Genomic DNA, 13,267 nt, shown 5'->3' on the forward strand with positions numbered 1-13,267 from the left:
GCAGTGTGGTTCACGCGTCCGGAAACGGAACGAGAGAACGAGTCGTGGGGGAGCTGTGACCGTCACTGTGCCCGGAACCGAATCCACCGATACGAGCGGGGCGGCAGCGGCCGCCGGAGCCGCGGAAGCGCTGCGTCCACACGCGGAGGACGCCTTCGCCGCCGAGCTGAGCGCGCTGGCCGCGGCCGACGACCGCCCCCGTCCCGCGCGCTGGCGGCTGTCGCCGTGGGCGGTCGCCACCTATCTGCTCGGCGGCACGCTGCCCGACGGCACCGTGATCACACCCAAGTACGTGGGCCCGCGCCGCATCGTCGAGGTCGCCGTCACCACCCTCGCCACCGATCGCGCCCTGCTGTTGCTGGGCGTGCCCGGCACCGCCAAGACATGGGTCTCGGAGCATCTGGCGGCGGCGGTCAGCGGGGACTCGACCCTGCTGGTCCAGGGCACCGCCGGGACGCCCGAGGAGGCCATCCGGTACGGGTGGAACTACGCCCAGCTCCTCGCCCACGGCCCGAGCCGGGACGCGCTCGTGCCGAGCCCGGTGATGCGTGCGATGGCGGACGGCATGACCGCGCGCGTGGAGGAGCTGACGCGCATCCCGGCCGATGTGCAGGACACGCTGATCACCATCCTGTCCGAGAAGACGCTGCCGATCCCGGAGCTGGGGGAGGAGGTCCAGGCGGTCCGCGGCTTCAATCTGATCGCGACCGCCAACGACCGCGACCGCGGGGTCAACGAACTCTCCAGCGCCCTGCGCCGCCGCTTCAACACGGTCGTGCTGCCGCTGCCCGCGACCCCGGAGGACGAGGTCGACATCGTCTCCCGCCGCGTCGCCCAGATCGGCCGCTCGCTGGAGCTCCCGGAGCTCCCGGAGGGCGTCGAGGAGATCCGCCGGGTGGTCACGGTCTTCCGCGAGCTGCGCGACGGAGTGACCGGCGACGGCCGTACGAAGCTGAAGTCGCCCTCCGGCACGCTGTCCACGGCCGAGGCCATCTCCGTCGTCACGAGCGGCCTCGCGCTCGCCGCCCACTTCGGCGACGGCGTGCTGAGGGCGGGCGATGTGGCCGCGGGCATCCTGGGCGCGGTCGTCCGCGACCCGGCGGCCGACCGCGTCATCTGGCAGGAGTACCTGGAGACGGTGGTCCGCGAGCGCGAGGGCTGGAAGGACTTCTACCGCGCGTGCCGAGAGGTGACCGCATGACGGGCGCCTCACGGGCGCCGGCCGCGGGCCCGCTGCTGCTGGGTGTGCGGCACCACGGGCCCGGGTCGGCGCGGGCGGTACGGGCGGCGCTGGAGGCGTGTCCACCGCGCGTGGTGCTGATCGAGGGGCCGCCGGAGGCGGACGCGATCGTGGGGCTCGCCGCCGAGAAGGACATGCGTCCGCCGGTGGCGCTGCTCGCCCATGCCGCGGACGATCCGGGGCGCGCCGGGTTCTGGCCGCTGGCCGGGTTCTCCCCGGAGTGGGCGGCCATCCAGTGGGCGCTGGCCCATGAGGTTCCGGTGCGGTTCATCGACCTCCCGGCGGCCAACTCGCTGGCCATGGCGGCGAAGAAGACCCCGGCGGCTGAGCCCGGCCAGGCGGCTGAGCCCGCCCCGGCCGGTCCGGCGAACCCGCCTGCCCCGGCCGATTCGGCCGACCAAGCCGACCAAGCCGACCTGTCCGACCAAGCCGACCTGGACGACCAAGCCGACCCCGGCGACCAGGCGGCGCGGATGCGCGTCGATCCGCTGGCCGTCCTCTCCGAGGTGGCCGGATACGACGACCCGGAGCGCTGGTGGGAGGACGTCATCGAGCACCGCGGCACCGGTGGCGCGGAGGCGTTCGGGGCCGTGGCGGAGGCCATGGAGGCGCTGCGCGCCGAGTACGGGCACGGCGGGCACGAGGACGACGCCGTGCGCGAGGCCCATATGCGGCTGCGGCTGCGCGAGGCGCGGCGGGAGTTCGGGGACGAGGTCGCGGTCGTCTGCGGCGCCTGGCACGTACCGGCGCTGGCGGAGCGGACCACCGCGACCGCCGACCGGAAGCTCCTCAAGGGGCTGCCCAAGGTCAAGACCGAGATCAGCTGGGTGCCGTGGACGCACCGGCGGCTGGCCCGGCACAGCGGATACGGGGCGGGCATCACCTCGCCCGGCTGGTACGACCATCTCTTCCAGGCCCCGGACCGGCCGGTCGAGCGCTGGCTCACCAAGGTCGCCGGGCTGCTGCGGGCCGAGGACTTCGCGGTGTCCTCGGCCCATGTCATCGAGGCCGTAAGGCTCGCCGAAACCCTGGCCGCCATGCGCGGACGCCCGCTCGCCGGGCTCGCCGAGACCCTCGACGCCGTCAGGGCGGTGATGTGCGACGGCTCCGATGTGCCGATCGCGCTCGTGCGGGACCGGCTCGTGGTCGGCGACATCCTGGGCGAAGTCCCCGAGTCGGCTCCGGCGGTGCCGCTCCAGCGCGACCTGACGCGCACCCAGCGCTCGCTGCGGCTCAAGCCCGAGGCACTGGAGCGCGAGCTGGAGCTGGACCTGCGCAAGGAGACCGACGCGGGACGCAGCCGTCTGCTGCACCGGCTGCGGCTGCTCGGGGTCGGCTGGGGCACCCCGGCCGTCTCCCGGGGCAGCACCGGCACCTTCAGGGAGACCTGGCGGCTGCGGTGGGAGCCGGAGCTGGCGGTGCGGGTCGCCGAGGCGGGGGTGTGGGGCACCACGGTGCTGTCGGCGGCCACGGCCAAGGCGGAGACCGAGGCCCGGAGCGCCAAGGGGCTCGCCGAGGTGACCGAGCTGGCCGAGCGCTGTCTGCTCGCCGGGCTCTCCGGGGCCCTCCCCGTCGTGATGCGCTCGCTCGCCGACCGGGCCGCGCTCGACGCGGACGTCGGCCATCTCGCCCAGGCCCTGCCCGCCCTGGTGCGCTCGGTGCGCTACGGGGACGTACGGGGTACTGACACCGCCGCGCTCGGCGAGGTGGCGGTCGGGCTGGCCGAGCGGATCCTGGTCGGCCTGCCGCCCGCCTGCGCCGGCCTCGACGCCGACGGCGCCGCGGAGATGTGCCGCCATATGGAGGCCGTGCACCGGGCGATCGCCCTGCTGTCGGAAACAGAGACGGCCGGGGCAGAGACCGCGACGCAGCCGCGGACCGACATGTCGACAACAGACATGTCGACAACGGAGACGCGGCCAGCCGAGCCCCGCGCCGCCGACGGTCTGCGGTCCCGCTGGGCGGCCATGCTGCGCAACCTCGCCCGGCGGGACGGTATCCCCGCCACTCCCGGCCTCATCCGGGGCCGCGCCGCGCGGCTGCTGCTGGACGACGGCCGGCTCGCCGAGGACGAGGCGGCCCGGCTGATGGGGCTCGCGCTTTCGCCCGGCACCCAGCCGCCCGAAGCGGCCTCATGGATCGAGGGGTTCATCGGTGGCGGTGCGGGCGGCGGCATGCTGCTCGTCCACGACGAGCGGCTGCTCGGCCTGGTCGACCGCTGGCTGATCTCCGTTCCCGCCGAGGCGTTCACCGACGTCCTGCCCCTGCTGCGGCGCACCTTCTCCGCGTACGACACGGGCGTGCGCCGCACCCTGGGCGAGCTGGTCCGCCGGGGCACCGCGGCCGACGGGCCCACCGGCGGCCAAGGCGCCCCCGCCGCACCCGGCTTCGGCCCCGGGCTGGACCCGGACCGTGCGGCGGCCGTCGTACCGACGGTGCGGCTGCTGCTGGGCCTCGATCCCGCCCCGCACGCCAACGACACCATGGAGGCAGCCCGATGACGCACGGTGCCCCGCACGTCGATGCCGACCCCCACGGCGATGCCGACCCCCACCGCGACCCCGCTCCCCATCACGACAGCCTCCAAAGCGATCACGCCCACCCCCGGACCGACCAGGAACGGCTGCGGCGCTGGCGGCTGGTGCTCGGCGGCCAGGGCGCCGACGGCACCGGTTGCTCGCTCAGCGGGGCCGACGCCGCCATGGACCGCACGCTCGAGGCCCTCTACGGCTCCGGAGGCGGCGACGGCGCAGGCGCCAGCGGCACGGCGGCCGGGCGCAGCGGCGGCTCCCAGGGGGCCGGAAGCGGCGCGCGCTCCGGTGGGCTCGGCGGCTCCGCACCCCAAGTGGCCCGCTGGCTCGGCGACATCCGTACGTACTTCCCCACCTCCGTGGTCCAGGTCATGCAGCGTGACGCCATCGACCGGCTGGGGCTGTCCGCCCTGCTGCTGGAGCCGGAGATGCTGGAGGCCGTGGAGGCGGACGTCCATCTCGTGGGCACGCTGCTGTCGCTCAACAAGGCCATGCCGGAGACGACCAAGAACACCGCTCGGGCCGTCGTCCGTAAGGTCGTCGAGGACCTGGAGAAGCGGCTGGCCACCCGCACCCGCGCCACCCTCACCGGAGCGCTCGACCGCTCGGCCCGGATCAGCCGCCCGCGCCACCGGGACATCGACTGGGACCGCACCATCCGGGCCAACCTCAAGAACTACCTGCCCGACCACCGGACGGTCGTCCCCGAGCGGCTCATCGGATACGGCCGGGCGGCCCGCGGGGTGAGGAAGGACGTGGTGCTGTGCGTCGACCAATCGGGGTCGATGGCCGCGTCCGTGGTCTACGCCTCGGTCTTCGGCGCCGTGCTCGCCTCGATGCGCTCCCTCGCCACCCGGCTGGTCGTCTTCGACACCTCCGTGGTCGACCTGACCGAGCAGCTCGACGATCCGGTGGACGTCCTCTTCGGCACCCAACTCGGCGGCGGCACCGACATCAACCGCGCGCTGGCCTACTGCCAGTCGCGGATCACCCGGCCCGCCGACACCGTCGTCGTCCTCATCAGCGACCTCTACGAGGGCGGCATCCGCGAGGAGATGCTGGGCCGGGTCGCCGCGATGAAGGCGTCCGGGGTGCAGTTCGTGGCGCTGCTCGCGCTGTCCGACGAGGGGGCGCCGAGCTACGACCGCGAGCACGCGGCGGCGCTCGCCGCGCTGGGCGCGCCCGCCTTCGCCTGCACCCCCGATCTCTTCCCGGACGTGATGGCCGCGGCCATCGAACGACGCCAACTGCCTATACCGGACATGGCGATGCATCAGTGATCCGGGGCTTGCGCCGACCCCTGTGGGTCGTGCAAGGATCATCCTCGTCGCCCAGGACATGAATCCAGCCATCCGGTTGGCGATGTCGTCCTGTTCCGGCGGCCCACACGCCACATCGGCACGCTTATGTGCCCGTCGTACGCCTCGTACTCAGGGAAGGCCCCGCTCGTGTCTGTCACGTCCGTCATGCCTGTCGCCGTGCGCCTGCCGCGCACGGTGGCCGCGCGGCGGGCGCTGCTGGCGGCGCTCTTCCTCGGTGGCTTCCTGGCCCTGGCGTTCCTCTTCGGCGGCAGCGCTCACGCCGCCGAGCGGAGCGATCAGGGCGCTGCCGTCGGCGTGTCGAGCGAGCAGACCGAGGCCACCGGCGCCTCGGCCGACAGCTCCGGCGGCTCCCGGCTGCTCGATCCTTCGGGTGTCGAGCGGGCGCGGCAGCAGGTCGAGCGGCACGCACCGCCGGTGGTGTCGCGCACCACGCACAAGGCCCAGGACGTCGTACGGGAGACCGTGCGGCCCATCCAGGAGCCGATCGAGCAGCAGGCGCAGAAGATCACCAAGCCGATAGACGACCTGATCGGCGGCACCGCCGGCGGCGAGCTGCCGGTGTGCCTGCCCGACCTCGGCATCGGTGACGCGATCGGCGTGGGCTCCGATGGCGTGCCCGCGAACCACGGCCCGGCCGCCGAGCACCACGCGGCCGAGGCCGAGCCGGTGACCGTGCACAAGGCGGCGCCCGCGGCGCCGGAGCCGATGGGGCCCGGGGCACACGCCCAGGCCGTCCTCGCGCACCACGACGCGGCCGTCTCCCACGACGGGCACGGGCCCGTCGTCCAGGTGGCGGCCTCCGGCACCGGTCCGGACGGTGGCGCCCCGGCGCCGCTGCCCCTTCCGCGGTCCCCGCTCGGGGCCACCTCCCAGTACACCGGCGACAGCGGCGCTTCCCGTGGTGGGAACACCCAGGCCGCTCTTCCGCCGTCCGGCGTGCCGTCCTTCGGGCTGAAGCCCGGTACGGTCCGCGCGGAGAGCTCGGCGCCGACGCGCGAGCGGTTCAACGAAGTCCTCGAATTCCCCGGCTAGGGCAGACCTCACCCCCGTCTGTTGAGACCTGCCGCGCGGGGGCGGGTCAGGTCTGCCCGTCCGAAACCTCTCTTGACTTTCGAAGGACTTCCTCCACCATGCGCAACAACCTTCGCCGCTCCATCCTCGTAGCCGCTGCCGCCACCGGTATCTGGGCCCTCGGCTCGGCCGCCGCCAACGCCGCCGAGAACCCGGCCGTTCCCTCCACCGACGGCGTCACCAGCACCGTGGACGGCGTGACCAAGACGGTGAACAAGACCGTGTCGACCGACTCGGTGACCAAGACGGTCGACGGTGTGACCGGCGGCGTGGCCGACACCTCCAAGGTGACCGACACCGCGAAGAAGACCGTGGACGGCGCCGCCTCCACCGTGGACGGCGTCACCGCCCCCGTGCGGGACCGCGTCCCCGGCGCCGAGAACCTGCCGCGGGTCTCGGACGTCACCAAGACCGTCGAGCACACCACCGACGGCCTGACCGGCGACGTCGCCGGCAAGCCGGACAAGGTCGTCAAGAAGGCCCACAAGGCGGTCAAGGGCGTCGAGAAGACCGTCAAGAAGACCACCGACCTCGACCTGCCCACCGGTGAGGTCCCCGGCGTCGTGCCCGGCCTCGGCTCGCTGCCGGCCCTGCCCGACACCTCCACGCTGCCCACCGGCTCGCTGCCGAACGTCGACGGCGTCACGGGCCAGCTGCCCACCGAGCTCCCCGCCACCCCGAAGCTGCCCTCCGCCCCGGGCTCGGCCAATGACCTGCTCGCCTCCCTCTCCGGCGCCGGCATCCGCCCGGAGGAGCTGACCGGCAAGGTCCAGGGTGTCGTCGGCACCACCAAGCCGGTCGTCGACGGTGTGGCCTCGGACGTGCTGCCGCCCGCCGTGCACCGCCTCGTGGTCAAGGTCGTCCCGGTCGCCGAGCGGACCGTGGGTGACACCGGTGCGCTGGCCGACGACGCCGTGGCCCGCACCACCCCGTACGCGGACGTCGTGACCGGCAGCGCCGAGGGCTTCGCGCTGGGCACCGCCTCCAACGTGGTTCCGGCCGCTCAGGACACCGTCGACCGCCTGGTGCCGGTCGTGGTGAGCGTGCCGTCCACCGCCGTTCCGTTCGCGCAGGACGTGGCGGGCACCACCGTGCCGTTCGCCCACGGCCTGGCCACGGGCGTGGCCGCGAACGCCCAGACCACCGTGGGGAACGCCAAGGACGGTGCGCTGAGCCTGCTCCCGGCGGTGCCCACCGACCTGACCGACGTCGCCAACATCCCGGCCCTCCCGGTGCTGCCGGCTGACCTGCCGCAGCTCCCTGCCGACCTCCCGCAGCTCCCGGCCGACCTGCCGCAGCTCCCCGCGGACCTGCCGACCGTCCCGGCCGACCTGCCGCAGCTCCCCACCGACCTGCCGCAGCTGCCGACCGACCTGCCGCAGCTGCCGACCGTTCCGGCCGACCTCCCGCAGGTCCCCGCCGAGCTCCCGCAGGTTCCGGCGGACCTGCCCTCCGTCCCGGTCCAGCTGCCGACCGTTCCGGGCACGCTCCCGACCGTTCCGGGCACGCTCCCGACCGTCTGATCGCTCCGGCGGGCGTCAGACAGTCAGGCCGTGAAGGCCATGCAGACTGCAAAACCGTAAAACCGTAAGGCAAGCGTCATCGACCGGGCAGCCCTCGTTGGGGAGGGGGCTGCCCGGTTGTCGTACGGAGATAGATGGAAACGGTCGCGATCTGTGACCGTAATCACCGCTCCAGTGTGATCTGCGATTTAGGGCCGCACGGCCCACGGAGATAACCTGCGAGACGGACATGCCGCGTACCCGGCGAACGTGTGCCGCCCTCGTTATAGATCGCGTCCTCACGCTGCCCCCGCGGCACGCCCGCGCTGATAACGACCGCGAAATCCATGGAAAAGGGACGGACGCGCGTGGACCTGTTCGAATACCAGGCGAAGGACCTCTTCGCCAAGCACGGTGTACCGGTGCTGGCCGGTGAAGTCATCGACACGCCTGGGGCGGCGCGCGAGGTGGCCGAGCGACTGGGCGGCCGCGCGGTCGTCAAGGCGCAGGTCAAGACGGGCGGCCGCGGTAAGGCGGGCGGCGTCAAGCTGGCCTCCGACCCGGATGACGCCGTCGAGAAGGCCGGCCAGATCCTGGGCATGGACATCAAGGGCCACACGGTCCACAAGGTGATGCTCGCCGAGACCGCGGACATCAAGGAGGAGTACTACGTCTCCTTCCTGCTGGACCGCACCAACCGCACCTTCCTCGCCATGGCCTCCGTCGAGGGCGGCGTGGAGATCGAGGTCGTCGCGGAGCAGAACCCCGAGGCGCTCGCCAAGATCCCGGTGGACGCCATCGAGGGCGTGACCCAGGAGAAGGCCGCCGAGATCGTCGCCGCCGCGAAGTTCCCGGCCGAGATCGCGGACCAGGTCGTCGAGGTCCTGCAGAAGCTGTGGACCGTCTTCATCAAGGAAGACGCCCTGCTCGTCGAGGTCAACCCGCTGGTCAAGACCGAAGACGGCAAGGTCATCGCGCTGGACGGCAAGGTCTCCCTGGACGAGAACGCCGCCTTCCGGCAGCCGGAGCACGAGGCGCTCGAGGACAAGGCCGCGGCCAACCCGCTCGAGGCGGCCGCCAAGGCCAAGGGCCTCAACTACGTCAAGCTCGACGGTGAGGTCGGCATCATCGGCAACGGCGCGGGTCTGGTCATGTCCACCCTCGACGTCGTCGCCTACGCGGGCGAGACCCACGGCGGTGTGAAGCCCGCCAACTTCCTCGACATCGGCGGTGGCGCCTCCGCCGAGGTGATGGCCAACGGTCTCGAGATCATCCTCGGCGACCCGGACGTCAAGTCGGTCTTCGTCAACGTCTTCGGCGGCATCACCGCCTGTGACGCGGTCGCCAACGGCATCGTCCAGGCGCTGGAGCTGCTGAAGTCCAAGGGCGAGGACGTCAGCAAGCCGCTGGTCGTGCGCCTCGACGGCAACAACGCGGAGCTGGGTCGCAAGATCCTCACCGACGCCAACCACCCGCTTGTTCAGCAGGTGGACACCATGGACGGCGCGGCCGAGCGTGCCGCCGAGCTGGCTGCGAAGTAAGGGACGAGGTCACCAGAAACCATGGCTATCTTCCTCACCAAGGAAAGCAAGGTCATCGTCCAGGGGATGACCGGGTCCGAGGGGCAGAAGCACACCCGTCGGATGCTTGCCTCGGGCACCAACATCGTCGGCGGCGTGAACCCGCGCAAGGCCGGCACCACCGTGGACTTCGACGGCACCGAGATCCCGGTCTTCGGCTCCGTCAAGGAGGCCATCGACGCCACCGGCGCCGATGTCACGGTCATCTTCGTCCCGGAGAAGTTCACCAAGAGCGCGGTCATCGAGGCGATCGACGCCGAGATTCCGCTCGCCGTCGTGATCACCGAGGGCATCGCGGTCCACGACACCGCCAACTTCTGGGCCTACGCGGGCAAGAAGGGCAACAAGACGCGCATCATCGGCCCGAACTGCCCGGGTCTGATCACGCCGGGTCAGTCGAACGCGGGCATCATCCCGGCCGACATCACCAAGCCCGGCCGGATCGGTCTGGTGTCGAAGTCCGGCACGCTCACCTACCAGATGATGTACGAGCTGCGGGACATCGGCTTCTCGTCCTGCGTGGGCATCGGCGGTGACCCGATCATCGGCACCACCCACATCGACGCCCTCGCCGCCTTCGAGGCCGACCCCGACACCGACCTGATCGTGATGATCGGCGAGATCGGCGGTGACGCCGAGGAGCGGGCCGCGGACTTCATCAAGGCCAACGTCACCAAGCCGGTCGTCGGCTATGTGGCGGGCTTCACCGCCCCCGAGGGCAAGACGATGGGCCACGCGGGTGCCATCGTCTCCGGCTCCTCCGGCACCGCTCAGGCGAAGAAGGAGGCCCTCGAGGCCGCGGGCGTGAAGGTCGGCAAGACCCCGTCCGAGACCGCGCGCCTGGCGCGCGCCGCGCTGGCCGGCTGACGCCGCCACGGCTCCATGTCGCGGGCCCGCACCACCCCACGGTGGTGCGGGCCCGCGGCGTTCCCGGGCGACGGATACCCGGGCGGAACGCGGCAAGCCACCTATCCGTCCCATCACGCCATAAAAGACGCATAAGCGGACTAGCCGCGACACGGCGACCAAACCCTTGATGTAGGGATGAAACGGCTGTTATTGGCAGCATGGTCACGTGACGCAAACGACCGATCGCAGCCCGTCGGTGTCCGCACGCGACCGCTCGGCGCCCCGGCGCTCCTCCGCCATCAGGGAGGCGTTCCTCGGCGGTGTGGTCGCCGCGGGGCTGGGCCTCGGCACGCTCGCCGTGGTCGTACTGCTGCTGTGGATCACTTCCTCGTCCCCCGAGAGCAGCCCCGACGGAGCCCTGCACGTGGCGGCCGACCTGTGGCTGCTCGGCCATGGCGCCCACCTCGTGCGCACCGAGACGCTCTCCGGCCACACCGCGCCCGTCGGACTCACCCCGCTGCTGCTCAGCGTGGTGCCCTGCTGGCTGCTCTACCGGGCCGCCCAGCACGCCGTCTACCAGGCGGAGCCCGACGAGGGCGAGGGGCAGTGGGTGCCCGAGGAGTCCGTCGTCGATCCGCGCACCGCCTTCACCTGGGTCACCGGCGGCTATCTGCTGGTGGGCACCGCTGCCGTGGTGTACGCCTCGACCGGGCCCCTGCACGTCGACCCGCTCAGCGCGCTGCTGCGTCTGCCGGTCGTCGCCGGGGCCATCGCCGCCGTCGGCGTGTGGACGGCCGACGGACGGTTCCCGCTCCGCCTGCCCGGACGTGTGAGCGAGAGGCTGCGGCGGCTCCCCGGCGCCGCATGGACCGTGAGGACGGCCGCCTCCCTGGCCGCGCGGAGCTGGTGCCGGCGCCGTCGGCTGACCGCCGCGCTACGGGCCGGGGCCAGCGGTCTCGTCGTCCTGCTCGGCTGCGGTGCGCTCCTTACGGCGACGTCGGTGCTGAGCCACGCGGGCGCCGTGCAGGTGACGTTCCTCAACCTCAGCGATGTGTGGTCGGGACGGTTCGCGGTGCTCCTGGTGAGCCTGGCGCTGCTGCCGAACGCGATCGTCTGGGGCGCCGCCTACGGGGTCGGGGCGGGGTTCACGGCCGGCGGCGGCAGTGTGGTCGCGCCGCTGGGCATCACCTCCTACCCCCAACTGCCGCACTTCCCCCTGGTCGCCGCGCTGCCCACGGACGGCTCCGGCGGGCCGCTGGTCTGGTTCACGGGGATCGCGGCCGGGGTGTCGGTGGCCTGGTTCATCGGGATCGCGGCGGTGCGGCGGCCCGGCAAGGGCGAGCCCAGGCCGCCCTGGGGCTGGGCCGAGACGTTCGTGCTCGCCGCGTTGGCGGCAGTCGGCTGCGCGGCCGCGATGGCGCTGCTGGCCGGGGTCTCGGGCGGCCCGCTGGGCATCGGTATCCTCGCCGACCTCGGCCCGAGCTGGTGGCGTACGGGCATGATCACGCTGGCCTGGACGGGAGTGATCGGCGTGCCCGGCGCGATGGTGCTGCGCTGGTACCGGCTGTGCGTCCCCACCAGGGCCTCCTGGCCGGAGTGGAAGGCGATGCGGGCGGAGCGCCGTACGGCCCGCGCACAAGCCCGTACGGCGGCCAGGAAGGCCCGTACGGAGGCCAAGGCCGCCCGCGCGGCGCGGGCCGCGGCCGAGGCGGAGGCGCGGGCGGCGGTGCTGCCCACGGTGTCGCCCATGGAGTCCGCCGAGGTGCGCGAGGCGATGGCCGAGCCGTGGTGGCAGTGGCTGCGCCCCGGGGCGCCGGGCGCCGACCGCAAGCGGGACCGTAAGGCGGCTCCCGGCGCCGGTGCGGAGACGGCGCGGGAGACGGAACGCGAAACCGGTGTGGGCACGATGGCAGGGCTCGCGACGCCCGCGGGCACCCCTGGCGCCACCGGGGCGGCCCGCCCGCGCCGCTGGGCGCTGAGCCGGAAGCGTACCCCCGAGCCGCATCCGCAGCCGCCCACCGAGGGCAAGACCGCCCCGAACCCCCCGCGCACGGAGCCCTCGCCGCTGCCGGACGACGCCCGCCGCGAACCGTAAGGCGGTCGGCGCGAGCTCTCGGCCGTGCGAGCTCGGCGCCGTCAGTCCTGCGTGCTCAGCAGGGGGCGAAGCTGCTCGGGGAGCAGGGTTTCGCAGTCGTGGCGCGAGGTCTGCGTAAGGGCGTCGTCCACGCAGGTGTAGTAGTCGCTGTAGACGACCTGGAAGCTGAACGTCGCCGCGACGATCGCGAGCGCGAGCCCGCCCGTCACCAGACCGCTGATCGCCGCCGTCGCCTGCGGCTTCGCGGGGCCGCTGCCGGGCGCGGGCAGCGCCGCCGGGGTGGCGCCAGGAGGCGGGGGCGGGGCGTTCAGGGGCGCGGCCGCGGCCGGGGAGGGCGCCGTACGGCGCGGCTTGGCCCGCAGCGAGCTGATGCCCCAGTACAGGGCCAGCACCCCGAGCAGCAGCGCGATCTGCGGCAGGCTGAAGAGCGCGAAGAAGAACGCCCACATGCCCGACAGCAGCGCGTACCGGGCGCGCCGCTGCGCCGGGTCGTTGGGGTCCCAGCGCGGACCGCCGGACCCGCCGGGGCCGGAGGGGCGGTTGGAGCCCGGGCCGACGCCGTAGCCGCCGCTCTGGCGGCCGGGCTGGCGGCTGCTCCACTGGCTGCCCCAGGCCGGGGGCTGTTGCGGCTGCTGACCGTCCTGGTCGTTCTGGCCGTCCTGTCCGTCCTGGGCCCCCGGGCGGCCCTCGCCGCTCTCCCCGCCGGAGCCGTCCGGCCGGTGCCGGGGCCGCCAGGGCTGGTCCGGCCTGCCCTCGGGCGGTGGGGCGAACGGATTGTCCTCGTGCTGCTCCCCGTTCCGCCCGCCGGGGGCGGACGAGGACGAGGAGGACGACGACTGCTGCTCCCGGAGCAGCGGCGTCGTACGCGACATGCGGGCGCGCCTCATCGCCGCCCCCGGGCCTGGGCGGGGGGCGGAGTGAGGCGATGAGCCGCTCGGCGGCGTCGGTCCGGCATGTGGAGTGTGTCTTCCCCTTGTGTCGTCGTCCTGCACGCCGGGGCGGGTACGGCCTGGTGCCGTACGGCGCGGGTACGGCCGGTGCCGTACGGCTCGGGGCGCGGGCGCGGCGGTCGTTCCC

The 13,267-nt window shown here is 73.2% G+C and carries 9 protein-coding genes; 8 read left to right on the plus strand and 1 reads right to left on the minus strand.

The genetic code is table 11. The annotated features are described in order from the left end of the window. Nucleotides 1-55: 55 nt before the first annotated feature. From ACZ6TD_RS27235 to ACZ6TD_RS27270, 8 genes are all read left to right on the plus strand, one after another. Complete coding sequence (locus tag ACZ6TD_RS27235; protein WP_471342337.1) at nt 56-1,201, plus strand: ATP-binding protein; 1,146 nt, start codon at nt 56-58, stop codon at nt 1,199-1,201. Continuing rightward, the gene (locus tag ACZ6TD_RS27240) at nt 1,198-3,741 is read left to right on the plus strand and encodes a DUF5682 family protein (protein ID WP_471342339.1); all 2,544 of its coding nucleotides are present in this window, start codon (nt 1,198-1,200) and stop codon (nt 3,739-3,741) included. The genes ACZ6TD_RS27235 and ACZ6TD_RS27240 overlap by 4 nt, the downstream gene beginning before the upstream one ends. Continuing rightward, the gene (locus ACZ6TD_RS27245) at nt 3,738-5,051 is read left to right on the plus strand and encodes a VWA domain-containing protein (protein ID WP_471342341.1); all 1,314 of its coding nucleotides are present in this window, start codon (nt 3,738-3,740) and stop codon (nt 5,049-5,051) included. Before ACZ6TD_RS27240 ends, ACZ6TD_RS27245 begins: the two co-directional genes overlap by 4 nt. Nucleotides 5,052-5,219: 168 nt before the next feature. Then, complete coding sequence (locus tag ACZ6TD_RS27250) at nt 5,220-6,125, plus strand: hypothetical protein (protein WP_471342343.1); 906 nt, start codon at nt 5,220-5,222, stop codon at nt 6,123-6,125. A 98-nt stretch (nt 6,126-6,223) separates the two neighbouring features. Continuing rightward, on the plus strand, nt 6,224-7,687 hold the full coding sequence (locus ACZ6TD_RS27255; RefSeq protein WP_471342346.1) for a hypothetical protein: 1,464 nt from the start codon (nt 6,224-6,226) through the stop codon (nt 7,685-7,687). Nucleotides 7,688-8,034: 347 nt separating this feature from the next. Continuing rightward, nucleotides 8,035-9,207: an ADP-forming succinate--CoA ligase subunit beta gene (gene sucC, locus ACZ6TD_RS27260; RefSeq protein WP_471342347.1), complete on the plus strand. Its 1,173-nt coding sequence runs from the start codon at nt 8,035-8,037 to the stop codon at nt 9,205-9,207. Nucleotides 9,208-9,228: 21 nt separating this feature from the next. Continuing rightward, a complete protein-coding gene (gene sucD / locus ACZ6TD_RS27265) occupies nt 9,229-10,113 on the plus strand; it encodes a succinate--CoA ligase subunit alpha (protein ID WP_020870608.1) in 885 nt (294 codons plus the stop codon). 208 nt (nt 10,114-10,321) lie between these two features. Further along, nucleotides 10,322-12,190, plus strand: a complete 1,869-nt coding sequence (locus ACZ6TD_RS27270; RefSeq protein ID WP_471342350.1) for a cell division protein PerM — start codon at nt 10,322-10,324, stop codon at nt 12,188-12,190. Between the two features lie 41 nt (nt 12,191-12,231). Here the strand turns inward: ACZ6TD_RS27270 and ACZ6TD_RS27275 are convergent, their stop codons facing one another. After that, nucleotides 12,232-13,062 (minus strand): hypothetical protein, encoded by an 831-nt coding sequence (locus tag ACZ6TD_RS27275; protein ID WP_471342352.1) that lies wholly within the window; start codon nt 13,060-13,062, stop codon nt 12,232-12,234. Nucleotides 13,063-13,267 lie beyond the last annotated feature (205 nt).

It is taken from the genome of Streptomyces yongxingensis (genome assembly GCF_055597465.1).

Bases quoted from the DNA above. Each gene is read 5' to 3' on its own strand.
- ACZ6TD_RS27240 (WP_471342339.1), top strand. From the start codon at position 1,198: ATGACGGGCGCCTCACGGGCGCCGGCCGCGGGCCCGCTGCTGCTGGGT.
- ACZ6TD_RS27245 (WP_471342341.1), top strand. From the start codon at position 3,738: ATGACGCACGGTGCCCCGCACGTCGATGCCGACCCCCACGGCGATGCC.
- ACZ6TD_RS27255 (WP_471342346.1), top strand. From the start codon at position 6,224: ATGCGCAACAACCTTCGCCGCTCCATCCTCGTAGCCGCTGCCGCCACC.
- sucD (WP_020870608.1), top strand. From the start codon at position 9,229: ATGGCTATCTTCCTCACCAAGGAAAGCAAGGTCATCGTCCAGGGGATG.
- ACZ6TD_RS27275 (WP_471342352.1), bottom strand. From the start codon at position 13,062: ATGTCGCGTACGACGCCGCTGCTCCGGGAGCAGCAGTCGTCGTCCTCC.